The 22,629-nt window shown below is 68.2% G+C and carries 28 protein-coding genes, 1 tRNA gene and 1 pseudogene; 20 read left to right on the top strand and 10 right to left on the bottom strand.

What is annotated here, in order from left to right:
• Positions 1-3: 3 nt before the first annotated feature.
• Both QIT00_RS24995 and QIT00_RS24990 read right to left on the bottom strand, forming a co-directional pair.
• The gene (locus QIT00_RS24995) at positions 4-1,611 is read right to left on the bottom strand and encodes an MFS transporter (RefSeq protein WP_282537633.1); all 1,608 of its coding nucleotides are present in this window, start codon (positions 1,609-1,611) and stop codon (positions 4-6) included.
• A gap of 248 nt (positions 1,612-1,859) precedes the next feature.
• The gene (locus tag QIT00_RS24990) at positions 1,860-2,477 is read right to left on the bottom strand and encodes a TetR/AcrR family transcriptional regulator (RefSeq protein ID WP_282537685.1); all 618 of its coding nucleotides are present in this window, start codon (positions 2,475-2,477) and stop codon (positions 1,860-1,862) included.
• Positions 2,478-2,859: 382 nt separating this feature from the next.
• On the opposite strand from QIT00_RS24990, the gene QIT00_RS24985 reads away from it, so the two are divergent.
• Positions 2,860-4,140 (top strand): M6 family metalloprotease domain-containing protein, encoded by a 1,281-nt coding sequence (locus tag QIT00_RS24985; protein WP_282537632.1) that lies wholly within the window; start codon positions 2,860-2,862, stop codon positions 4,138-4,140.
• Positions 4,141-4,211: 71 nt separating this feature from the next.
• A tRNA-Arg gene (locus QIT00_RS24980) sits at positions 4,212-4,284 on the top strand.
• Between the two features lie 212 nt (positions 4,285-4,496).
• On the opposite strand, the gene QIT00_RS24975 is transcribed toward QIT00_RS24980, so the two are convergent.
• Both QIT00_RS24975 and QIT00_RS24970 read right to left on the bottom strand, forming a co-directional pair.
• Complete coding sequence (locus QIT00_RS24975; protein WP_282537631.1) at positions 4,497-4,751, bottom strand: tyrosine-type recombinase/integrase; 255 nt, start codon at positions 4,749-4,751, stop codon at positions 4,497-4,499.
• Positions 4,655-5,386 (bottom strand): hypothetical protein, encoded by a 732-nt coding sequence (locus QIT00_RS24970; RefSeq protein WP_282537696.1) that lies wholly within the window; start codon positions 5,384-5,386, stop codon positions 4,655-4,657. Before QIT00_RS24970 ends, QIT00_RS24975 begins: the two co-directional genes overlap by 97 nt.
• A gap of 517 nt (positions 5,387-5,903) precedes the next feature.
• On the opposite strand from QIT00_RS24970, the gene QIT00_RS24965 reads away from it, so the two are divergent.
• The 6 genes from QIT00_RS24965 to QIT00_RS24940 all read left to right on the top strand — a co-directional run bounded on the left by QIT00_RS24965 (position 5,904) and on the right by QIT00_RS24940 (position 9,156).
• Positions 5,904-6,302, top strand: a complete 399-nt coding sequence (locus QIT00_RS24965) for a GNAT-like putative antirestriction protein (RefSeq protein ID WP_282537630.1) — start codon at positions 5,904-5,906, stop codon at positions 6,300-6,302.
• Positions 6,303-6,475: 173 nt separating this feature from the next.
• Entirely contained in the window at positions 6,476-6,856 is a 381-nt protein-coding gene (locus QIT00_RS24960) for a hypothetical protein (protein ID WP_282537629.1), read from the top strand.
• Positions 6,853-7,035, top strand: a complete 183-nt coding sequence (locus QIT00_RS24955; RefSeq protein ID WP_282537628.1) for a hypothetical protein — start codon at positions 6,853-6,855, stop codon at positions 7,033-7,035. Before QIT00_RS24960 ends, QIT00_RS24955 begins: the two co-directional genes overlap by 4 nt.
• 288 nt (positions 7,036-7,323) lie before the next feature.
• A complete protein-coding gene (locus QIT00_RS24950) occupies positions 7,324-7,791 on the top strand; it encodes a VRR-NUC domain-containing protein (RefSeq protein ID WP_282537627.1) in 468 nt (155 codons plus the stop codon).
• 394 nt (positions 7,792-8,185) lie between these two features.
• Entirely contained in the window at positions 8,186-8,593 is a 408-nt protein-coding gene (locus QIT00_RS24945) for a DUF6193 family natural product biosynthesis protein (protein WP_282537626.1), read from the top strand.
• Between the two features lie 206 nt (positions 8,594-8,799).
• The gene (locus QIT00_RS24940; RefSeq protein ID WP_282537625.1) at positions 8,800-9,156 is read left to right on the top strand and encodes a hypothetical protein; all 357 of its coding nucleotides are present in this window, start codon (positions 8,800-8,802) and stop codon (positions 9,154-9,156) included.
• A gap of 595 nt (positions 9,157-9,751) precedes the next feature.
• On the opposite strand, the gene QIT00_RS24935 is transcribed toward QIT00_RS24940, so the two are convergent.
• A complete protein-coding gene (locus tag QIT00_RS24935; RefSeq protein WP_282537624.1) occupies positions 9,752-10,048 on the bottom strand; it encodes a hypothetical protein in 297 nt (98 codons plus the stop codon).
• An 18-nt stretch (positions 10,049-10,066) separates the two neighbouring features.
• Positions 10,067-10,882, bottom strand: a complete 816-nt coding sequence (locus QIT00_RS24930; protein WP_282537623.1) for an NAD(P)H-binding protein — start codon at positions 10,880-10,882, stop codon at positions 10,067-10,069.
• 87 nt (positions 10,883-10,969) lie between these two features.
• On the opposite strand from QIT00_RS24930, the gene QIT00_RS24925 reads away from it, so the two are divergent.
• The 7 genes from QIT00_RS24925 (at position 10,970) to QIT00_RS24895 (ending at position 15,420) form a co-directional block, all read left to right on the top strand.
• A complete protein-coding gene (locus tag QIT00_RS24925) occupies positions 10,970-11,392 on the top strand; it encodes a winged helix-turn-helix transcriptional regulator (protein ID WP_282537622.1) in 423 nt (140 codons plus the stop codon).
• A gap of 181 nt (positions 11,393-11,573) precedes the next feature.
• Positions 11,574-11,936, top strand: coding sequence for a gamma-glutamylcyclotransferase family protein (locus QIT00_RS24920; RefSeq protein WP_282537621.1), 363 nt, complete (start codon positions 11,574-11,576; stop codon positions 11,934-11,936).
• 204 nt (positions 11,937-12,140) lie between these two features.
• Positions 12,141-12,410 (top strand): hypothetical protein, encoded by a 270-nt coding sequence (locus QIT00_RS24915; protein WP_282537620.1) that lies wholly within the window; start codon positions 12,141-12,143, stop codon positions 12,408-12,410.
• Between the two features lie 221 nt (positions 12,411-12,631).
• The gene (locus QIT00_RS24910; protein WP_282537619.1) at positions 12,632-12,940 is read left to right on the top strand and encodes a hypothetical protein; all 309 of its coding nucleotides are present in this window, start codon (positions 12,632-12,634) and stop codon (positions 12,938-12,940) included.
• A 186-nt stretch (positions 12,941-13,126) separates the two neighbouring features.
• Positions 13,127-13,603, top strand: a complete 477-nt coding sequence (locus QIT00_RS24905; RefSeq protein WP_282537618.1) for a hypothetical protein — start codon at positions 13,127-13,129, stop codon at positions 13,601-13,603.
• A 252-nt stretch (positions 13,604-13,855) separates the two neighbouring features.
• Entirely contained in the window at positions 13,856-14,416 is a 561-nt protein-coding gene (locus QIT00_RS24900; protein ID WP_282537617.1) for a hypothetical protein, read from the top strand.
• On the top strand, positions 14,413-15,420 hold the full coding sequence (locus QIT00_RS24895) for a PrsW family intramembrane metalloprotease (RefSeq protein ID WP_282537616.1): 1,008 nt from the start codon (positions 14,413-14,415) through the stop codon (positions 15,418-15,420). The genes QIT00_RS24900 and QIT00_RS24895 overlap by 4 nt, the downstream gene beginning before the upstream one ends.
• Positions 15,421-15,651: 231 nt before the next feature.
• Here QIT00_RS24895 and QIT00_RS24890 read toward each other — a convergent pair whose 3' ends face one another.
• The 3 genes from QIT00_RS24890 to QIT00_RS24880 form a co-directional block, all read right to left on the bottom strand.
• Complete coding sequence (locus QIT00_RS24890) at positions 15,652-16,137, bottom strand: hypothetical protein (protein WP_282537615.1); 486 nt, start codon at positions 16,135-16,137, stop codon at positions 15,652-15,654.
• A gap of 277 nt (positions 16,138-16,414) precedes the next feature.
• Entirely contained in the window at positions 16,415-16,936 is a 522-nt protein-coding gene (locus QIT00_RS24885; protein ID WP_282537614.1) for a hypothetical protein, read from the bottom strand.
• Positions 16,933-17,298 carry a hypothetical protein gene (locus QIT00_RS24880; protein WP_282537613.1) on the bottom strand — a complete coding sequence of 122 codons (366 nt, stop codon included), beginning with the start codon at positions 17,296-17,298 and terminating at the stop codon, positions 16,933-16,935. Before QIT00_RS24880 ends, QIT00_RS24885 begins: the two co-directional genes overlap by 4 nt.
• A gap of 238 nt (positions 17,299-17,536) precedes the next feature.
• On the opposite strand from QIT00_RS24880, the pseudogene QIT00_RS24875 reads away from it, so the two are divergent.
• The 4 genes and pseudogenes from QIT00_RS24875 to QIT00_RS24860 all read left to right on the top strand — a co-directional run.
• Positions 17,537-18,414 (top strand): annotated as a pseudogene (locus QIT00_RS24875) (peptidoglycan-binding protein); the annotation flags it as partial.
• A gap of 101 nt (positions 18,415-18,515) precedes the next feature.
• Entirely contained in the window at positions 18,516-18,761 is a 246-nt protein-coding gene (locus QIT00_RS24870; RefSeq protein ID WP_282537695.1) for a hypothetical protein, read from the top strand.
• Between the two features lie 48 nt (positions 18,762-18,809).
• Entirely contained in the window at positions 18,810-19,055 is a 246-nt protein-coding gene (locus tag QIT00_RS24865; protein ID WP_408909849.1) for a hypothetical protein, read from the top strand.
• A gap of 118 nt (positions 19,056-19,173) precedes the next feature.
• A complete protein-coding gene (locus QIT00_RS24860) occupies positions 19,174-19,734 on the top strand; it encodes a DUF2690 domain-containing protein (protein WP_282537611.1) in 561 nt (186 codons plus the stop codon).
• Positions 19,735-20,705: 971 nt separating this feature from the next.
• Here QIT00_RS24860 and QIT00_RS24855 read toward each other — a convergent pair.
• Positions 20,706-21,404, bottom strand: a complete 699-nt coding sequence (locus QIT00_RS24855) for a CPBP family intramembrane glutamic endopeptidase (RefSeq protein ID WP_282537610.1) — start codon at positions 21,402-21,404, stop codon at positions 20,706-20,708.
• Positions 21,405-22,036: 632 nt separating this feature from the next.
• On the opposite strand from QIT00_RS24855, the gene QIT00_RS24850 reads away from it, so the two are divergent.
• Positions 22,037-22,629: DUF4328 domain-containing protein (locus tag QIT00_RS24850; RefSeq protein ID WP_282537609.1), on the top strand; the 593-nt coding region annotated here is incomplete at its 3' end.

Below are 22,629 nucleotides of genomic sequence, written 5' to 3'. Positions count from 1 at the left end.
CGGTCAGTGGGCGATCACCGGGACGCGCACCTCGGCCTCCTCATCCGCACCGGTGGCGTCGCTCTTGGCCACCGGCGTGCTGCCCTGGTGCCCGGTGGTGATGAAGGTCAGAGCGATGCTCGCGGAGATCACGAGGATGCCGACCGCCCACCAGATCGCGCTGGTGTAGCCGTCCACCATGGCCTGCGCCTGGAGCAGCTTCTGCGTGGCCGGAGTGGTCGCGTCCGCCGCGTGGGCGGTCAGGTAGGCCGTGGTGGCGGAGGCGGCGATGGTGTTGAGGAGTGCCGTGCCGATCGCGCCGCCGACCTGCTGCGAGGTGTTGACCATCGCGGAGGCGACACCGGCGTCCCGGGCCTCGACCCCGTGGGTGGCCAGGGACATGGCGGGCATGAAGGCCGTACCCATGCCGAGGCCGAGCAGCAGCTGCGCAGGCAGGATCAGGCCCGCGTACGACGTGCCGATCTCCAGCTGAGTAAGGAGCAGCATGCCGAGAGCGGCGACGAGGAAGCCGGGGCCCATCAGCAGACGCGGGGGCACGCGGGTCATCAGGCGGGCGCCGATCTGCGTGGAGCCCGTGATCATGCCGACGATCATCGGCAGGAAGGCGAAGCCGGTCATCACGGGCGAGTAGCCCTTCACGACCTGCAAGTAGTAGGTGAGGAAGAGGAACAGGCCGAACATCGCGATCACGGCGAGACCCAGCGACAGGTAGACACCGCCGCGGTTCCGGTCCGTCAGCACGCGCAGCGGCAGCAGCGGCGCCTTGACCCGGGACTCGACCAGCAGGAAGGAGCCGAGGAGCACCGCCGATCCGACGAACAGGCCGATGGTCGTGGCGTCGGACCAGCCTTCGGACTCGGCGCGAGTGAAGCCGTACACCAGAGCCACCAGGCCGAGCGTCGAGAGGACGACGCCGGGGATGTCGAGAGGAGAGCGGTTGCGGGAACCGGCCGGTTCACGGATGACGAAGTACGCGCCCACGGCGGCGACGACGGCGAACGGAATGTTCACGAAGAACGTCCAGCGCCAGTCCAGGTACTCCGTGAGGAAGCCACCGAGGATGAGACCCACGGCGCCACCGCCACCGGCGATCGCACCGTAGATACCGAAGGCCTTGGCGCGCTCCTTGGCGTCGGTGAACATCACCGCGAGCAGCGACAGCGCGGCCGGCGCGAGCAGCGCGCCGAACACGCCCTGCAGGGCACGGGCGCCCAGCATCATCGCCTCACCGCTCGCGGCACCACCGAGCGCGGACGCCCCGGCGAAGCCGATCAGGCCGGTGACGAAGGTGCGCTTGCGGCCCCACAGGTCGGCGACGCGACCGCCGAACAGCAGCAGTCCGCCAAAGGCGAGGGCGTAGGCCGTGATGACCCACTGCCTGTTGCCGTCGGAGATGCCGAGGTCCTGCTGGGCGGAGGGCAGGGCGATGTTCACGATGGTCGCGTCCAGGACGACCATGAGCTGGGCGAGCGCGATGAAGACCAGGGCTCTCCAGCGCTTGGGGTCGGGGCCGGTATCAGGGATGCCGCGGTCAGGGATGGGGCGGTCAGTGATTCCGCGGCGGTCAGAGGTACCGCTCTTTGCGGATATGGAAGGTGCTGCTTCGGACATGGGGGTACCCACCTCGGGACTTCGGTGTCGACAGACCGGGGGAGACGTCCGCGCTCGTCACGCGGCGGAAGACGCCTACGCCCGTCGGATCGGAACCCGGCTCGGAGGGAGCCGGTGAAGGGACGAACAACTACGAAAAGCGTGCAACCTCAAGCAAACTCGAGGTCAAACTGCGATCTCGGGATCGAGGCCGGGCGGCCAAGAAGCCAGACGGGTCGGGAGGCCAGGCGGACAGAGGGTCAGAAGGTTCATGCGGGGCGGCGGAGGTCCTCCAACGTCGCGGCGCTGCCGGGCAGTTCGGAACGGGCCGGGGTCTGCAGACCGTCGAGGAACAGCTGCAGATGCCGGTGCACGAACTGGTCGAAGTCCGTACAGCCGCTGCCCGGCAGGGGCCTGGTGAGCTGGGAGAGCGCGACGAGCAGATCACCGACGGCGATGTCGGTACGCAACTGCCCGGCGGCGCGCGCCCGTTCCATGACCTCCTCGACCTGCCGCTCCAGGCGACGCCTGGAACCGTCGAGGTCGGGGTGGTCCTTGTCGAAGGTGCCGGAGAGCATCGGACACAGCGCGCCGATCCGCTCGTCCGCCGCGGCGTGCACGAAGCGGCGCAGCGCCTGGAAGGCGTCGGCCTCCTCGGCGAGCGCTTCTTCGGCCCGCTCGGAGGTGCGGTCCATCACCGAGCAGACGACCTCGCGAATCAATACGGAGCGGTCGGCGAAGTTCCGGTAGACCGTGGCGTTGCCGACTCCGGCGCGGCGGGCGATCTCGTCGAGCGGCACCTCGGGGCCGAACTCGACGAACATCTCCCGCGCAGCGCCGACGATCCGCTCCCGGTTCCGCAGCGCATCGGCGCGCGGGCGCGGCATGCGGCGCGGCTGCTTCGGCGCGGTGTCGACGTCCACGGCGGCACTCCTCAAGGTCGGTCGTTGCGGGGACGCTCTCCCCGTTTCGCGGAACACCTGTGTAAACGGGGAAGGGCTCCCCGGTTATTTCCCGCCTCGCATGTGACCCGCCTCACGCGTCATCGCGTCATCGCGGCATCGCGGCATCCCGGCATCCCGGCACTCTGGGACTCCGGCAGTCCGGCACTCCGGCACTACTCCGGTACTACTCCGGTACTACTCCGGTACTCCGGCAAAAGCACACGATCGGTCGCCCTCAGCGAGCGCCCACGCACCCCCCGACACAGGGTGATCGGACAGGGCGCAGCCAGGACCTGCCGGCTGCCACGGACCGGAAGGCGGGCGGATGCAGCTGTCCCGACACTGGATATCCAGGCCGCGGCGCAGGCCCGTACTCGCCGCACTCGCAGCCCTCGTCCTCGCCGTCACCGTGACGGCCAGCACCGGGCGCCTCACCGCGGACCCACAGGCGGCGGGCCCCGGCAGCCCCGGCCGAGCCGGAGCGCTCGCACCTTGCATGATCAGCGGAACCATGAGCATCCAGATGTCGGAAGGCGTCCCCACGCAGCCGGGCTACGCCCGCTCGACGGGCACCGTGCACGCCCTCAACCTCATGATCGACTTCTCGGACGCCCGCGGCCAGGGCCGCGCCACCGACCGCCTCGGCGAGTTCTTCCCGCAGACCCAGGAGTGGTTCCGCACCAGCTCCTACGGCCGCCTCGACTACCAGCCGCACGCCCCGATCAAGGACTGGCTGCGCATGCCGCGCTCGTTCGCCTCGTACGGGATAGAACGCGGCGCCCCCTTCGACCCCGGATACCGCCAGATGGTCGAGGACATAGTGGAGGCTGCGGATCCGGATGTGGATTTCCGTGAGTACGACCTGGTCAATGTGCTGATGACGCCCAACGCCGGGCCGTCGGCGCTCGATACGGTTCTCTCGGTGACGTTCGCGGGCAACCACGAGGCGCCCGTCGCGGACGGAGTGCCCGTCGCCAACGCGTCGTTCGTCTACTCCCGGCAGGACGACGGTTCGGGCTCGTACCGCGAGACGGGCTACCGCGTACTGCCGCACGAGAACGGCCACGTCTTCGGCCTGCCCGACCTCTACACCTCGGACGGCGGCGGGGCCGTCGGCCACTGGGACATCATGAGTGAGGACTGGGGCGCCAACAACGACCTCCTCGGCTGGCACAAGTGGAAGCTCGGCTGGCTCGACGACGAACAGATCCGCTGCGCCGCAGCACACGGCACGACCGACCTCACCCTGAAGCCCCTCGCCGCGAAGGGCGGCGGCACGAAGCTCGCCTTCGTCCCGCTCGACGAACGCACCGGCTACGCCGTCGAGGTCCGCACCCGCGACGGCAACGACGAGGCGGTGTGCAAGCCCGGCGTCCTCATCTACCGCGTCGACGCCGACATCGACACCGGCCAAGGCCCCGTCACCGTCACCGACTCCGCCCGCGACTCGGGCGGCTGCACCCGCCGGCCCAACGTGCACGCGGAACTCTCCGACGCCCCGTTCGCCTCCGGCCAGACCTTCACCGACAAGGAGAACGATCTCCGGATCACGGTCGGCCAGGCCGAGAAGGACGGCACCCACCACATCCACATCACCCGCACCTGACCCTCCCCTCCATTGATCGACAACCCCCGGCCCCGCCCTTCCCCCACCCGCTACACTGACGAGCACGCCTTGCCTTCGTAGCTCAGGGGATAGAGCACCGCTCTCCTAAAGCGGGTGTCGCAGGTTCGAATCCTGCCGGGGGCACTGTGCCTGACCAGGCAAAACAAGGCGAGAAGCCCTCCCGGAGAACGCTCCGGGAGGGCTTCCCCCATGCGTGCGGGGACAATGCGGGGACACAACTCTGCGTGACCGGCCTGTCACGGCACCAACTCCCGACACGGACGCGGGGACAATGCGGAGACACGACTCCGCCGTGACCTGCCTGTCACGGCGTCAACTCCCGGGGCGCCACGGCCTCATGCCGCGCCTTCACCAGCAGCCGACTGCTGCCCCTTCCACGGGACTACCGCGATCGGCGCATCCGCTGCCGCCTGCTCCATCTGCGGCAGCACACTCGTGTACGTGTCGGCGGTGAGCTTGAACGAGGAGTGCCCGAGCAGCGCCTGGATCACCTTCATGTGGACGCCGACGGCGAGGGAGAGCGTGGCAGCGCAGTGGCGCACGTCATGCGGGCGCACCGGTGGCAGGGCCAGCTTCTCGACGAGCCGCATGAAGACCTGAGGCAGGTACTCCGGGTGGTACGGGCTCCCCGTCCTCCCAGGTGAAGACCCGGCCAGATTCGACGTACGGGTGGGTCGTACCGCTTCAGCCTCTCCTTGCCCTCAGCGGTCCGCTCCGCCCTCCACTCCTCGTGCCTCTGCCGCCACTCCTCCTTCTCCACCTGCTGCCGGCGCCGCCAGAACAAGAGGAGTTCCCGGGTCTGTCCGTCCAGTAGGAACGTGCGTGCGCCGCAGGACTGCGGGTCAGACTCCGCCCAGGGAAGGCCCGCCGATTCCCCTCGCCTGAGGGCCCGGAAGACCATAAGGTGGAACATCGGGTAGAGGCGGTGATCCGCGACACCGTCAAGGAACTCGCCGGTCTGTTCCGGCGTCCAGACCATCACGGGGTCTGGCTTCTCTCCGATCTCACGCCAGCGGGCCACGCGCTCGTCGGTCCAGACGAGCGGCTTGGGCGGCGTGTACTTGGGCAGTACGACGTGCTGCGCCCAGTTCTCACTGATGAGCTTCTCGACGCGGTGCGCGTAGTCGAGTGCCGAGCTGAGCTCGTTCTTCATCTTCAGCTGGGCGCCTGGACCGGTGGTGATGTGCCACGGCTTCCGCCGCGCCTGGCGCAGCTTCTGCTTCACCTCGCTCCATCGCTGCCGCAGCTCCGGCGGTCGCGGTCTGGCGGCCTGCTTCCAGGCGCTGTGAGCGGCCTCGACTTCGTTCGAGGCCATCGGCCGCCACTTCGGCGTGCGAGAGCGTGGCCAGGTACCGCAGCACACGTATCTACTTTCAGGCGGGATCGCGAAGTGCGACTTGAGTGACACCTCGCTCATCTCACGATCGACCTCAAAGGGCGTCTGCGGCTATCAGTGGGGGACGGAAGGCTGCGGCAAGATCTGGATTTCAGCCACGCCACTCGATGCGTACGTCTCTGATCGAGCCCTGGTGCCAGGCTCTCCCGGCCCAACACTCTCGACAAGCTCGCCAAGTTGCGTGATGAGCTGAAGCGCAATGCAGAGGCAGCCACTGTCGAACTCGCTCAACTCGAGAAGAGAAGAGTCGAGTTGGCTGGCGAGCTGGGAGCCAACGGCCTGACGCTGCAGGAGTACAAGCAAGCGGGCGGCCAGGTCAGGGAACTCGGCCCCCTGGGGCCCGCGTATGAGCAAGGGTGGTGGAGCGCATCACGGACCGGCCGCACGCAGACCGCGCCCCCGACGTACGGCCGTTTTCGCGGCCCTGTCGAAGGAGGCGCAGTTCCTGGCGCAGCACACCACGAACATCCGCCCGACCCGGCTGAACACGACGGCCTTCACCCAGCGGCCGGTGTCGATGAAGTCCCGCGGCCTGCTGCGCCTCAACTCCCGCAAGGTGTCGACCGATCCGGCGTATCGCTACCAGTTCGACTACGGCGCCGAACTCCGCAGTTGGTCTCTCGCCGAGAGGTTTGAGCGATGGCGTGACCGGCACGGACAACGTGACCGGCACGGACAAGCAGAGGGACACAAGGGACCCGACCCGGGGACGTCTGGAGACGAACGTGAGGCCACAGGTGGGTGAGCCGCTCAAGCCCGGCATGGTCGAGGGGGACCCGCGCGACCTGACACTGCTGGACGTGAACGCCCGGTTCATGCGGCACGAGCAGTTCCAGCGGCTCGTCACGAACATCCGTGACGACGGGACCCTGACCTCCACACCGTTGGTGTGGAACGACGCCGACTCCGGTCGGCGCATTGTCCTGTCCGGCAACCAACCACCGCACCAAGGCCGCAATCGACGCCGACCTTCAGCGGATCTGGTGGATGGAGATCACCAAGCCGCTCCCCCTGCAGCGACAGATCGCGCTTCAGCTGTCGCACAACGCGATCACCGGCGAGGACGATCCCGCCACCCTCAAGGCGCTGTACGACGAGCTTGAGGACGTCTCCATGCGCCTCTACTCGGGCCTGGACGACAAGACCCTGGAGCTTCTCGACGAGGTCAGTGTGCCGAGCCTGGCCGAGGCCAACCTCGACTTCGCCACGGTGCAGATCGTGTTCCTGCCCGACGAGAAGGAGGCGGCGGAGCAGGCCCTGGAAGCGGCGAAGCCGTTCTCGGCACCCTGGACTCAGTGAAGGGCGCGCATAACATCGGCAATGTCGCGGCTGCCTTCGTGATCCTCCTCGCCGTCGTCGAGCGGCACCTCGGTGAACTCTCGGAGGGCTGGTACGACCCAGCCGATGCAGCGGCCGTCGTCCAGCAGGCCATCGACCGGATGGAACGGGACGGCGAGATCGAGACCGGGCACCGCTGACGCGCCCTGGAGCTGTGGGCAGCGGACTACCTCGGCCACTGGATGACGCGTACCGATGAGGTCCGTCCAGGCCAGGTCTGGATCGACAACTACAAGCCGATGGAAGGGCCGCTCGCTGCGGGTGCTTGCGGTATCCGCGCGGCACGCACAGTGCGTCGTCCTCACCTCTCCCGCAGCCGTTGGCCCGGTCGGCCACACCGTCAGGATCCTCCTGGAACGCATACGGCCCACGAGCACCGGTTACACCCTGCTCTACCGCCAGAACGGCACACGTGTGGAAGGCGACGCATGAACCCGGCTACGCGTGCGGAACAGCAGCTCTACGCCAAGCTGCTCAAAGAACGCTACGGCCCCCTGGACCAGCTCGAGACCGAGCGCTACCCCCGCGATGCGGTCTCCGCCGAGCGAGCACAGGGCGGCGCCAGCGAAGAGCAGTGGCGCAGGCAGGTCCGCGAGACAGCCACACGGTACGGCTGGCGGCTCCAGCACCAGACGGCCGACTCACGCCGTTCCGATGCCAGTTGGCCGGACGAGGTCTTCGGGCACATCAAGCAACGGCGCACGCTCTTCGTCGAGTTCAAGACCGACGACGGCCGCCTCCGCCCCGCACAGCGCGTATGGCTGGCCCACCTGTCCGACTCCGGCTTCGAGACCGCCCTGTGGCGGCCGAGCGACATCCACACAGTGCTGCGCGTTCTGGGTCCCGCCCGGCAGCGCGCCATCCTGCCGCCGAGCTTCCGGAGGCCCGCGTCGTGACCTGCCCGTATGTCGCTGAGGCCAACCGCCTGCATACCGAGATCGACCACTTGGTCACGGTCCACCGGGCCGCCGCCCGCCTGGCACAGACCCTGACAGTGCACCTCGCGGACGGCCTGCTCGCACTGCCAAGCAACTCGGTCGGCTCCTTGAAGGGGCCCTGGAACCCGAGGTCTTGGACCGGGAGGCCGGCGGATGAACCTGGCAAAGGACAACTCCAGCACACTCTCGGTTACGCCGCTGCCGGTCGAGGTACGTCGTAAGGCATCCCTGTAGCCAGCCGTGCCAAGGGCAGATCACCCACCCGACGCCAGGAAGACGTACGGGCCCTTCTCGACAAGCTCGGTCTCCTGGACCCCGAGTTGCACAGCACGGACACAGGCAGACTTTCCTCATGACGAGCAACGAGAGGTCCCCCTACGCGGCTGCCGAGATCGTGGAGGCTCGATGGCAGCAGGTGCTGTCTTCGGGTCACGTCGATCAGGAGCTGGCACAGGCGGCATACGAACGCCCCGAGCTACGTGAGCTGTACCCATGGACGGGCATGTGGGAGCTGCACTTCAGCCGCTGCACCGAGCAACGCTGGACCTGGGACATCCCTTACGTGGCCCCGGCCAAGGACGGCAGGTGGGCGGTAGGCGGCCCCGCACGCTCAGAGTTCGTCGGATGGGCCGACACCATTGACGAAGCACTGTCGATGGTGATCGCTCGGCTGCCACCGTCCTGCGGGCCGGCCTTCGCCGGGACCCCATCCGAATTGGCCGAGTACGAGGCGCAGCAAGGGCAGGAGAGCCACAGGTAGGAGCAGCACAGAGCCATGGCGGCGGACAGCGCCGAGGGGTGGGAGCGACAGCCAGGTGAGTCGGCCGCCGCGTGGGAGGCGTTTGCCTGCTACTGAGACCTCGGCCTCTCCCGCAGCCTCGGCAAGGTCACCGCCACCCTGCGCAAGACCCGTAGCCTGATCGAACGCTGGTCAGTGGCGCACCAGTGGGTGTTGCGCGCCGAAGCATGGGACCGCGAAGAGAACCGCCTCTGGCGCACCGACCGCAGCAAGCCGCTGGCGAGATCGCCCGCCGCCACGCCCGCCTCGCCTCGACCGCGCAGGCAGGGCTCGTCGCCCAGCTGCAGCAGCTCGATTCCGCCCGGCTCAGCCCGGCCGATGTGATCCGCTGGCTGGAGGTCACGGTTCGCATCGAGCGCCAGGCGTACGGGATCGACCTCACGGAGGCCGCCGCCAACAGCCCCTCCGCCACCGACGTAACAGACGTATCCGGTCTGACCGATGAGGAACGGCGGGCCCGCATGGAGCAACTCCGACGTGAACTCGAATCCCCTATCGGCGCGTTGGCCAGCGGCGCATCGTGACGGACAGCGACACCTCCCTCCCCGAACCCGGCCGATATGTCGGATGCCCAACTGCACTCCGAGATCACCGCGCTCCTGGAGGCCGACGCGCAAGCAGCCCGCCGCTGGGCCTACGACCGCCGGGGGTGCGACGGGCTCCCCCACGCAGGCTGGCTTCACCACCACGCCCGCGCCGCCGAGGCCGTACGAGACTGGCCTCGACGCCCGGCACGATGGTCGCGGTCGTCGCGACGAACGCCACGCTGGTCAAGGAGATCTGCTTCGAGTCCCCCAAGTCCGGCCTGCCCGCGGTCATCCCGCCCGAGGACATCCGCCGCTACAGCCCGGGAAACGGCCTGACGACCCTCCGACTGAAGACGGATCGGCGATCTACGGCTTCGGCGCCGAGACGCCCGACAACATGCGGGGCTTCGCCTTCGGCACAAGGGCTGGCTCGACGAGTACGCGGCGTGGAACCGGCACACTGCCCAGTCCGTGTACGACATGCTCTGGTTCTGCCTGCTTGAGGCCCCGAGCCCGCAGGTCGTCATCTCCACCATCCCCAAGCCGCTCCCCCCACATCCGGCGCCTGGTTGAGCGCGGCCGTACGACACCATCAGCCTCCCGTCCCGGCGTCGTCCTGACCACCGGGCGCACGGAGGACAACCGCGCCAACCTCTCCGCGGCCGCGCTCGCCGAGCTCGACTCCGAGTACGGCGGCACCCGGCTCGGGCAGCAGGAGTTGGACGGCGTGCTGTTGGAGGACGTCGAGGGCGCGTTGCGGAAGGAGTGGATGTTCCAGGTCGAGGGCTTTCGCGATGCCCGCGCAGCCGTCCCGCCGCTCGGCCGCCTGGTCGTCGCGGTCGACCCAGCCGTCACGACGGCGGGGGACGCTGACTGGACAGTGGCGCATTGCGGTGAACCATCCGTGTCAGTCGGCGTCGGGGCGCATCGCGGCCGCGGTGTTCGTGGCGACAGTGAGCGGATCGGCGAGGGGTCGGCCGAGTAGTTGGGCGAGGTCGGGGCTGGTGGTGCTGAGGAACCCGTGGCGGACGCTGGTCGCGATCGAGGCGAGCATCGGCGGCTGGAACGGCAGTAGCGTGTCGTCAGCGAGGAGTTGGGCCCGGTACTCCCCGAGCCCGATGGTCTGGTGGGCGACTCCGAGGGATTCGGCGATGTCGACGGCGGTGATCGGTTCGCCGACCAGGTCGTAGGTCTTGCCGGCGTGCGCGGTCGGATTGCTGGCCACGACGGCTGCGGCCTCGCCCAGGTCCGCCCGCGCCACAGCGGCGAGCGCTCCGTCGCCGAACGCCGATTCCACGCCGTCAGCGGTCCAGGTCAGGAGCGCCCCGAAGAGTTCGGCGTAGAGCCCGTTGCGCAGGACCGTCCACCCAAGTCCGCTGGCCTTGATCAGCTGCTCGGTTGCCCGATGGGCGAGGGCGAAGCCAAGATGGTCACCATCGCCGGTCAGGCTGGTGTACACGACGTGGCTCACGCCATCGCGCACCGCAGCGTCCAGAGCCGCCCGGTGCCGGGTGATGACCTGGTCGTCCTCGGCGTACCCCGCCGAGACGAGGACCAGCGTAGAAACGCCGGTGAGGTCGAGGCTCGTGGGGTCGTCGAAGTCGAGTCGCCGCTGCCCTTCTGCGGGCGATCGAGTGCCGCCCAGGGCGGGCACGTGGCGCTCGGCCAACTCCTTGAGCGTGAGAGAGGCGAGCTGTCCGTTCGCGCCGGTCACCATGATCATTGTGGTTCTGTCTCCCACCGTGGTTCTCTTCAGTAACTACGGTGAGATCTTCAACCGGCCCAGGTCGCCGCACAAGGAGGCAGTTTCGTGTCAGTGACGCACACCGAGGTAACCGCTGAACCCGCTGAACTCGAACCCTGCGGACAGCAGCACCACCCCGACTGCGGAATCCGCGATGTCCTCGACCGGGTCGGTGACAAGTGGTCGGTCCTCGTCATCGTCGAGCTCGCAGGCGGCCCGCGGCGCTTCCGGCAACTTCAGCGCGCCATCGATGGGATCTCCCAGCGCATGCTGACCCTTACGGTGCGACGGCTGGAGCGAGACGGCCTGGCCCTTCGGACCGTATATCCGACCGTGCCGGCCCAGGTCGACTACCGGCTCACCGAGACGGGCGCGAGCCTGACCCACCTCGTCAAGGCACTCGCCGACTGGTCACTCGAACACCGGGCCCACATCGCCCGCGCCCGTGAGACCTACGACAGCGAACACCCCGACAACGAGATCCGCTGATCAGGCAAACCTCATCAACCTCGTGACCCGCAACAGGTGGGGACTGCCGAGGCCGTCATCGCGCAGAGCTGCCCCTCCCAGTACCAGCTCAGGCCGACTATACAAAGGCGAGAGGTCGCCATGACTTGCGCTTGCTAGCCTTGCCGCCCTCCTTGACTACACAAACGCAGGTGCCACCGATATGACTCTTGCCACCCCCCACTCCCTATTCACCTACGGGACGCTGCAGATGCGCGACGTCCAACTCTCACGCTTCGGTCGCCTTCTTCAAGGCCACAGCGACGCGCTGCCCGGATACCGCACGACGGAGATCCGGATCACGGACCCTGACGTCGTCGCGGTCAGCGGCACCGACCGACACCTGCTCGTCATACCGTCGGACGATCCCGCTGACGCGGTCGAGGGTGCCGTGGTGAAACTGTCCGATAAGGAGCTGGCCGCGGCAGACGACTATGAGGTCGACGACTACGCGCGCGTCGAGGTGACTCTCATGTCCGGCACGAAGGCATGGGCCTATCTTGAGTCCGCCAGGAATGCCGTTTGAGGACAAGGACCTTCAGCCTGTGGACGACCGTTCGCACTGATGCCCCCACACGCAAGAACCGACATTCATGGCGCTACGCCTCAATCACCGACATTGACTCACCCGGCGTCGTGCTGCGTAGAGGGAGCTCGTGATCTCTAGCCCCCTCTGACGCGAGCCGATGGCCCGGAATCCGTTCCGTCGGGGCGAATCGAAGGCGTTGGCATGGCGTTCAATGTCATCCGCGGTCTGCTGGAGATAGAAGGCCAGCTCGCGCCACTTACAATATCCAATGAATGCTGCTGCCACGCCGACAGCGAACGTGATGCCATCGCCCAGCACTTGAGCGGCGGCGGCGTATCGGCAAGGGCCGTGACAGCCGTTCCGCTCAGCGATCCGACAATGATGACGGACTGGGCGACGTTGTGCTTCCTTCTGCATTTCAGCCCGTCCTTGCGCAGCCCGTCGAGCTCAACAGGGATCGAATCCTTGTAGGAGTACTGGCGATTCTGCACCGGGAGCCTTAGACACGCCGCGCCCAGAAGGCGCAACTCTTCCCCGCTGCGAGTTCCTGGACCCCGGCAACACGCTGCTGTACGTCGAGCGGGACGGACGCGGGCTTCGGCTCGTACCCTCACCGCCGCTACGGCCTCCACGGCAACCTGGACGGCCGCGGGCCGTACATCGAGGCCGACCTCTGCCAGATCATCCGCGACGTGTGGGCGTACGCGCAGGATCAGCCGGACGGTGACCTCGGCGTCATGGTGGACGACACCCGCTCGCGTACGAAGACGGGCACGTCCAAGTCCCCGTACGTCCTGGCGAAGTCCGAGGCACGCAACCTCGGCGAGGTCATCGACGAACTTGCCGATCTGGACGACGGCCCGGAGTGGACCGATTCGGTCCACTGGGGCGACGAACGCCCAGCACATCGCATCCACCTCGGCGGTCCCCGCTTGGGCCGCCACCGCGAGGACACCGTCCTCACGATGGCGGCATCAACATCGCCACCACCTCACAGGTAGTCCTCGACGCCGACGCATACGCGCAGACCGTTCGCCCTCGGCGCCGGCGACGGCCGCAAACGGCCTCACGTCATTGACACCGTTCGCGATGGCCGCCTGCGTCTGGAACACCGCCTGGAGACCTCGGACAAGGACGCCGCTCGACTGCGCCAACGGGCACGCGAACAACGCCTTCTCCACCAGGAGTTGACCACGCTCACGGAGCTCGACGTACGCGACCACCCCTCCGCCCCCTTCGGCTCGTGGGCGATCGGCGACGACGTACTGATCCGGCTACACGAGCCGCACATCACGTACGAGGGCAGGCACCCCATCACCGCATGGCGGGACGTCCCCCTCACCGGCGAAAGGACAATCCCGGACCCGTCCCGCAGACCGCAGATCCGGGTGACGCCACTCGACATGCTCGACCTCTCGGGCGTGATCGGCCTCGCCGAGGATCGCGCCTACGACAACACCCTGATCGGCCTGCTTCCCAAGGACTATCGACCCCAGGTACCGCGCACGCTCATCGCGCCCTCGGACAGCGGGCGCCTGCTGTACGTCGAAGCCACCCCGGAGGGACAACTGCTTCTACGGGTGCCCGGCCGCAGCCGGGTCAGGGCGTCAGTGCTCTCGCTGGACGGACCGACGTGCAGGTTGGACGCGCCGCACGGCCAATGACGGAACGACGCCGACTGCTGGGCTACCTGCGAGATTGAACGGCGGACAGCACCTGCCCTCCGGAGAGAACGAGGCTGTGGCGGTCGGCCCCTGTCGTCATCTGTCACCGCCAGCCATCCCGCACGGGCCCGCAGACGCCCCAGACCGTTCCGCGCCGGGCAGCGACCGGACTGGGGCGATCACTCGATCGCGATCCCCATTCGGTCGGCACGCCTCAGAGCCGAGGCGTCGGATCCTCCCTAGGGTCGCCCCATGAACGTTTCCCGGCTCCGACGTCACGTCAGGCTTCCATGGCCCGGGGTCGCCGCGGTGGTGGTGGGCATCGCGTTCCTCACCTGGGGCTGGTCGTGGATCGCCTCGGCCCTCCCCGACGGTGAACCTGTCCGGCCCGGCACCCATTTCCCCCTCGGGGACGAGGCGCGGGTGACCGTCCCCCACCGTGGCTGGGAGATGTCCGAGTCGGACAGCACCGCCGATATCTCGTACCGCCTCACCCGCGGCGAGGTCGACGTCATCTTCTCCTACGCCGTGCTGGCCGCGGAGGACTCCGACGCCTGGGCCGGGGCTGCCGCCCTGCTCCGCCTCGCCGACCGGACGCTCGGCCCCGCTCAGCCCGCCACGGTCGATGGCCTTCCCGCCCGCGTCGGGCGCGTCAGCGGCGGCGGCGATGTCGGCACCCTGACCGTCGTCGCCCCCAAGGGCGACCAGTGGTCGGTCACCACCGCCGTACTCGGCCCCCCGGACGCCGCTGCCGGGGACCGGGCCGCCGCCCGCGCCCTGGTCGGCTCACTCGACGTGAAGGAGGCGCCGTGACCACACACCCCGGCCCTGCCCCCACCGCCCGGCCGCGCGGTGCAGTCCTCCTCGCCGTCGCCGTCATCGCCGCGGTGGGCACGGCACTGCTGGCCCGCACCTTCGCCCGCTCCGTCATCGTCTTCCCCAGCCAGACCCTGACCGCAATCGCCGTATGCGCGGTGTTCGCCGCCATCGGCTGGTGGCTGCTGCGCCGGCTGAACCCCCTGGTACCCGCCGACCGCCGCAGCGCCGCCGCCTGCCTGGCCTGGGGGCTGCTGCCCGCCACCGGCTTCGCCGTGCTGGCCAACGGCGGCCTCACCTCGATCTGGTCCCGCGTGCTCGGCCTGGAGACCGGGTCCGCGTGGCGGGACGCCCTGTCCGCCCCCGTCAACGAGGAGCTGCTCAAAATCGCCGGAGTGCTGCTGCTCGCCCTGGCCCTGGCGCCCCGGGTGCGCGGCCCGCTGGACGGATTCGTCCTCGGCGCCTTCGCCGGATTCGGCTTCCAGGTCACCGAGAACGTCATCTACGGCATCCAGAGCGCCGAGGCCACCGGCGGCACGGGCACCACCACCACGGTGGTGACCTTCCTGTACGAACGGTTCCTCACCGCCCTGTCCTCGCACTGGGCGATGAGCGCCCTGGCCGGAACCGGCCTCGGCTATCTGATCGCCCGCCGCGCCCAGCGGTGGGCGGTGGTACGCGGGGTGGCCCTGATCGCGCTGGCCATGGCGCTGCACCTGTTCTTCGACTCGCCACTGATCGCCACCGGTCCGGGAGGCACGCTCCGCGCCCTGCTGGCCTTCGTCGTCGCCATGGCCGTCTACCTCTCCCTGCGCCACCGCTTCAGACGCGCGGCCGCCGACCATCTGCGTGCTCACGGCCACGACCCGGGCCTGCTGCGCCGCCGCACCCGGCGAAAGGCACGCCGTGCCCAGCCCGACCGTGCCGCCCGCCGCCGGACCGGTGAGCAACAGCGGCACCTGCTGACCGAGACCGCCGAGTACGCCCACCGCACCACCTAAACAGGAGGCGTGAAGGCTCGCTGCGGGTTGCACGCCAGCCGCAGCGAGACGAGCGGTGCGTCAGACGGAAGATCTGCAAGGGGGCGCCGCGCATGCTCGTGTACGAGCGCCGACCACGAAGATGCCCGGGCCGATAAGGTCGCCGCCAAGCAGCGGCAGGTGCACGCACATCGATGCCTGGTCCGAGACCAGCGCGACTGCCCGCGATCTGGAACGAAGACCCGAAACCCTTCATAGGACCTCGACGCTGGCCAGCACGGCGTCTACAACCTCCTCATCCGGAGAACCCAGCGGGTCGACGAGCCCGAGGACGAACGCGGACTGACTGCCGTCGAGGGCGACGATCGTGATCTGCAGGTGCACCTTGCCGCCCTCCCCGTCCTCCACGGCCGTGGTCACTGTGTGCGCGGGACGGCCGTCCACCGTGGTGGACTCCGACTTCTTCATGGTCGAGTCGCCGTTCGGGTAGAAGAACACCCCGTTGTTCCAAGCGGCTTCCTCAGTGGTCCGCTTCAGCTCGGCTTCCGGGATGGCGCCGCCGGGGCCGGCGATGACAGTGCTTCCTATCCCGTCCCCCTCGGGCTTCTTGCCGATGGTCGAGGTGAAGGGCTTGATGAGTTCCCCCTTCCGCTGCTTCCAGTCATCGGGGACGCCGTAGGAAATGCCTGCCGACTTATCCGTCACCCGCGGGTTTCCGGCCAGGGGGTCTTGCCACATCCACCACGCGACTCCCGCGGCAGCGAGAAGGACAAGGACCAGGCCGACGATGATGCCGACGCGCAGTGCCCGTTGAGGCTGCGGCGAAGGGGGAGGCGGGAACGAAGGGGCAGCAGGGAAGCTGGTGTTGTACGGAGGCGGAGGGAATCCAGAAGGCGGCGTGGGTACGGGCGGCGTTGTCATGGCCTCAGCTTTCGGCGCTCGGGCAGAGGCCGCATGGGAGGTCGTACTCAGCTCCCTACTCAATTGTCATCAACGACAACTGATGGTGGGCTGCTCAGCGCTCTGCCGTCGCCGCACCTCGCCGATGATGACGACCACGGCCGCTGGCGCCCGCGGCCATCGTGCCCGGTACGGCGAGGAGAGTGCGCTGGTCGACCGTCCGCGCTGCTTCGTATTCGCTGCGAGAGACCTCGACGTGACCGCGCTCGCCAGGCGTCGTGTCAAACACGAAGTACCGGCCATCCACGACTTCCGGAGACTGCCGGTCTCCTGACTGGACGGCGGTGAAGGTCAGCGCAAAGCCCGCGATGACCAGAGACCCCATTGCCAGGCGCAACTTGAGCGGCAGCTGCTGAAAGACAATTCCCGTCGTCCGCCGGTCGATGCTCCCACCGAGATTTCCGCGAATTACGGCTCCCGCGACCAGCGGAATCACCGGTCCCACAATCCCTGCCACCAGCCACGGAGAATCCGGCAGCACCAACGGCTGTGGCAACAGCGTCAGCGAGGCGAGCACCAGCAGGATCACGCTGTAACCGGCGGCGATACCGGCATGAATCTTGAAGCTCCGCCTCATGCCGCAACCTGCCCCAGGGCCAGCATCACGAAGAACAACATGCCAAGGACACAAAGGCCGATGGCGCCCGCCTTGACGCCACCGTCAGGGATCAGGAAGGCGACGGCCGCCGCCAAGGTGACCGGAAGCAGCACGTAACCGGACAGGAACTCGATCACTCCGGCGAACCGCATGGTGCGCACGCCGTCCTGGCAGCTGTCACACGCAATGGCCAGCAGCGGGCCGAACAACTTCACGGCGAAGCCGAATCCCAGGGTCAGCACAGCCAGCATGACCCGGGCAACCATGTCCACCGCGACCTCGTTATCCGAGGCCTCGGTCTCGGTAGGAGCGGCACCATCTGGGACTTCCGACTTCGTCATGCGGACGACGTTACGAATCTCAACCGCTGGTCCGCATCCGCTGCCGTACTCAGATTTCCGCAGGTAGTCCCCAGAGACGGCCGCCCCAGACTCCAGACCAACGAACAGGCTGAGACTCCGGGCACAACCGGTGACCCTCCACCCGTTGTACGAACCACCAGCTCACCGAGGGACCGCACCCGGACCACCCCGGGCCGCGGCCAACTACCCACCAGGCACTGGCTGAAGGCATGCGCAGGTGGCTGCTCCCCTCCCCGCGGACAAGTTCCTGTCCGCCCTCAAGAACGCGCACCTCGGCGTCGTAGAACACGGCAAGTGGCGCACCCGCAGCCGCAACACCCACGGCAACTGGGGCCCCATGAACGGGGTGATGATCCACCACACCGGTGGCTACTCCTCCGAGGACGACATGGTCGAGCTGTGCCGCAACGGCTACAACGACCTGCCCGGGCCCCTCTGTCACGGAGTCGTCGACCGCTCCGGCACCGTCCACCTCGTCGGGTACGGGCGGGCCAACCATGCCGGTATGGGCGACACCGGCGTCCTGCTCGCCGTCATGGAGGAGAAGGAGAAGCTCCCGAACGACAACGAGCCTGACGCAGACGGCAACCGGCACTTCTACGGCTTCGAGTGCATCAACTCCGGGCGCGGCCAGAACTGGCCTGCAGCTCAAGTCGACGCGATGGCACGCGCGGCTGCCGCGATCTGCAAGGCACACGGCTGGAACGAACACAGCGTGATCGGCCACAAGGAGTGGAAGCCAGGCAAGTCCGACACGCAGGACGCCTCCGACGACGAGCAGAAGCGGAAGCCCGCGAAAACCGACAGAGATGACGACCGCTTCTCCGGCGCTCGGCCACTCCGCAGCCCCGGTACGAACCGTTCCCCGGAGCAGGCCACTTCCGGCCAGGCCGCTCCTCGGCACTCATCGCCGCCATGGGAAAGCGCCTGGTCGCCGAGGCCTGTGACAGCTACCCGCAAGGGTCCGGCTCGAAGTGGAACGACGCCCAACGTCGCTCGTACGCCGCCTGGCAGCTCAAGTGCGGCCACCGGGGTGCCGGAGCGGACGGCATCCCCGGAAAGGACACCTGGGACAGGCCCCGCGTCGCCGATCAGGCCCCGTCCCCGGTCCCGGTCCCGGTCCCGGTGACAGCGACGCCCGTCGCCGCCCTACCGAACCGGCCACCAACTCACCCAAGGACCAGCAGCCCGACACGATGTCACAGACCCTCGCCGATGCCGCCGAGCGCACTCTGGCCACGTACATGCAGACGTTCCTCGGGCTCATCGCCGCCACGCAGGCCACCGACCTGGTGAACCTCTCGACGTGGCAGTCGGCCACGGTCTACGCCCTGCCCGCCGCGCTCGCCGCCCTGAAGTCCGCGCTCGGCGCGGTCCTCGGCCACTGGGGCACGGGCTCTGGGCTACCCAAGAAAGCCGACCCAGCGAACGGAACCAGGTGAGGCGCCGGTCAGCCACGTACGGAATCAAGAGCGGAAGGAGAAGTGGACGTGCCGGACAGTGAAGTCGCCCTGGCATTGGCCGAGTTGTGCCGCGCTTTGGAGCTCGGTCTCAGCCGCATCGACGGTCAGCTCGCCCTGCCCCTTCAGCGCTCGGACCAGACCGATAAAGAGCTAGCGGACCTTGAGGCACGTATGGCCTCCTTGGAAAAGAACCGCTGGCCGCTGCCCACGATCGCTGCGCTCGCGGCGATCTCGTCGGTGGTCATTGTGCTGATGCGGACGGTCGGCACCTGATCGACGTGGGCTCCCACGGAAACTCAATCGGCAAACGACCCTGCCCACCGGATACTGGTATCACAGCGAACTCGTAAGAGCACAAGGTCTGTTGATCGCCCTTGCAGAGGAGCTCCCAGTGGCCAACCCCTTCAGTGTCGAGCGGCTCCGAAATCTGGGAAGCAGTCTGCGCACCAGCGCAGCGCCGCGCCTGCGATCGGCGTGGGAATGGATCCGCGCGTCCGCCAGGAACGCCGTCATCACCGCGCTCGCGGTCGCGCTGGTCGGTGGAGTCGTACCAGTCCTCCTTACTCACTTGCTCACGCCCACGGAGCCCGAGTGCCCTGGCGCCGGGTGCGACGGCAAGAGCCCGCAGACACATGGCTGCGCGGCCGACGCGGTGACCTTTGAGCCGCAGCAGGACAACCCGGTGCGACTGCACCTCCGCTACAGCAAGCACTGCGGGGTGGTCTGGGCGCGGGTCCTGCAGGCGAAAGCAGGCGATGCGGTGACTCAGCGGGTGGACGGAGGCTCGGCCCAGAGTGCGGTGGTCGAATACGGGCAGGACCGCTTCACGGACATGTCTGTCGTTGAGGAGTCCTTCAGCGTCAACGCGTGCGCCGTACCGTCCACGCAGGAGTCACGCACGTGGGACAAGTACTGCATCAAGGCGACGGACAAGTCCGCTTGGAGCGAATGACGTCATCGGCCGTTGAACAAGGTCACCACGCCAGAAGGCAAGACTCGCTGGCAGCCGTCGGACATGACGGCGCCCCGGACCAGAGTGCGAGTCAGAATCCCGGGGCGTCACTTCCACAAAGGAAAGGGCCCAAGGTAGGTGAGCGCTCCGTCGTTCATCAACCACCGGACATGCGATCGACCCGCTCCGCGTGAGCTGCTGGCCCCCAGAAGGACCGCGCGCCGCCCGCCCAACTAAGCTTGACGCGTCAAGCCTTCAGCGGGAGCGTTCCCCTACCTGCTGGGGCACTCGGAGATCGCGTCCCTCTACGGCGTGGAACGGCAGACGTCGCAGCTGTGGCGGGCGCGTGGGGTTCTGCCCGACCCCGACTTCGTCGTCTCCGGGAACCCGTACTGGTTCCTTCCCACCGTTCTCAGCCTCGCAGAGCCGCACGTCCGTGAGGCCAGCACGCAGCGCCTCAAGACGTTCAAGGCCGAGCGGCGCGGCTGGTACGTCGTCGACAAGGCGGACGACTTCCCGCCGGTCATCGGCCTGAAGGAGATCCCCCTGGATCTTCGGCAAGAAGTACGGCGACATCTACCAGTGGCGGGCACGCAACAGCTTCGCCGCGGAGGACGCCGTCATTTCCGGGTCCCCGCTGCGGCTGCTCGACACGGTCCTGGAGGACGCCGAGCAACGCGGCCGGACCGTACTGCCTGACGCCATTGAGCGACTCCGCGCCGGAGAGCGCGAAGGCCTCAAGCCGCGAGGCCGCAAGAAGAGCACCGAGCCCAAGCCGGCGCCCCCGGCACTGCCTCCCACGCGGAGCTACAAGCCGAACGAAGCGGATCTGGACGAGGTGACCGCCTTCATCAAGGAGATCTGGGCCGTCGGCCTGACCGTATCGGTACACGCCCGTATGCTCCAAGCGCCCAGCCCGTAGCGCAGCGCCCGCGGCCAGCCGGCGCCGTGGACTCAGAGCCCGGAAGGCGCTACGGGGAACCCCACCAGCGTCCCGCCGCCCAGGCCAGCACGTACCCCGCGCTGTTCAGCGCAAAATGCAGCGCCATGGGCGGAATCAGGCTCCCCGACCGGCGGCGGAGCTCGCAGAACAGGACCCCCGCGAGGGCCGTCCCGACGACAGCCGCCACCACCGACAGGACCACGCCGACGGAACCAGCGCCGAAGACGGCCTCGGCCGCCGCGTTGGCGCGAGTCAACCCGCGCGACGGCAGGACGTGCCACAGGCCGAAGAGGAAAGAGGAGAAAGTCGTCGCCCAGAGATGACCCCACCGTCGTTCCACCATCGCCCACAGCACACCACGGAAGGCGATCTCCTCCAGCAGCACCGTGCCGAGCGGCACGCGGACCAGGACCCGGTACACCAGCTCGCCGACGGTCAGACCCGCGGCGCGCTGGTCCTGGAAGACATCCCGGGTGAACGGCACGGCGAGCCCCGCCAGGTACACCGCGACGAAGGCAGTGGCCACGATCAGCCCCCATCGCAGTCCGCGGCGGACGGAGCCCCTGCCAAGCCCCAGATCGTCCGCCGTCAGTCCGGAGAGCCGCGCGATCAGCACGAGCAGCGCCGCCGTGGTGACGCAGACCGGCACGTAGAGGCCGGGGGCCAACCGGTTGTTGACCGCGTTTACGACGGCGAGCACCAAGACGACCAGGAGCAGCATCCGCATGGTTCCCCAGGATCGCCGACAGGTCCCGGCGAAGGCCCTCCAACGCGCCCCGCTCCCTACTGCGATCAGGCTTCCGTTCCAAACAGCGGTGAACGGCCTCCTCGGAGTGGATTCTCACCCGAGGAGGCCGTTCTCGTGCGTGTACGCGTCGGCGGTGAGCTTGAACGGGGCATGCCCCAGCGGCGCCTGAATCACCCTCATGTGGGCGCCGCCCCGAGGGAAGCGTGAGCGCGCAGTGCCACCGGTCATGCAGCCGGGCGGGAGGCAGTCCCGGCACTTGTCCACGTTGACCGGTCCGGGAGAACGGAGAGGGCCCGCCCGGCGGTGCCGTCGCCGCATTGAGCCGCAAGGTCGTTCCTGAGCTGTCGGATGAGCTGTCGGAAAAGCCGGTGACCTGGGTTTTTATCGTAGCTTTTGCGGTGGACGCAGCGGATCCGCATCACATAGGTTCCCGTTGCGCGCGGGCCGTCAGGGAGAGGCGGCCGGTCGCGCGACCACACCGTGATCCCAAACCCGTGGGGGGTTTCCGCATGTCCGCCATGCCCGCAGCACCGCCGCCGCCCGGCCCGCCGTACCAGCCTGGCCCTTCGGCTGTTCTCCGTTCGCCCGTCGGGCTGTCGAAGGCGGTCTCGATGCTCTTGGCCGTCGTCATCGTCACCGACGCCCTCGCCGTCTGGGCGGGCTACCGGTCGATCGACGTGGTGAACCGGCTGGACACACCCGGCTCCGGCGCTGTGACCGAACGGGAGGTCAACAGCGTCGACCTCTGGTACGCGCTGGCCGGGATCGCGCAGACCGTGGCGCTGATCGCGACCGCGGTGGTGTTCCTCGTCTGGTTCTACCGGGTGCGGGTCAACGCAGAGGTGTTCGCCCCCGAGTACCACGAGAAGAAGCGCGGCTGGACGATCGGCGGCTGGTTCTGCCCGGTGGTCAACCTGTGGTTCCCGCGCCGGATCGCCCTCGACATCTGGAAAGCCAGCTCGGACGGGAACCGGCGCGGTGCCGCGCTGCTCAACTGGTGGTGGGCGCTGTGGGTGACCACCCTGCTCATCGGTTGGACGGCCAGCCGCCAGTACGCTCGCGCCGAGACGACGGACGAAGTCCAGAACGCCCTCGGTTCGGTCCTGCTCACCGATGTCCTCGACATCGTGGCGGCGATCCTCGCGATCCTCTTCGTACGCCGCCTCACGCGCATGCAGTACGAGAGGGCCCTGCGCCAAGCCCC

Origin of the sequence: Streptomyces luteolus (assembly GCF_029968015.1) — a bacterium.
Classification (GTDB): Bacteria; Actinomycetota; Actinomycetes; order Streptomycetales; family Streptomycetaceae; genus Streptomyces; species Streptomyces luteolus.
This window is presented reverse-complemented; position numbering and strand designations above follow the sequence as displayed.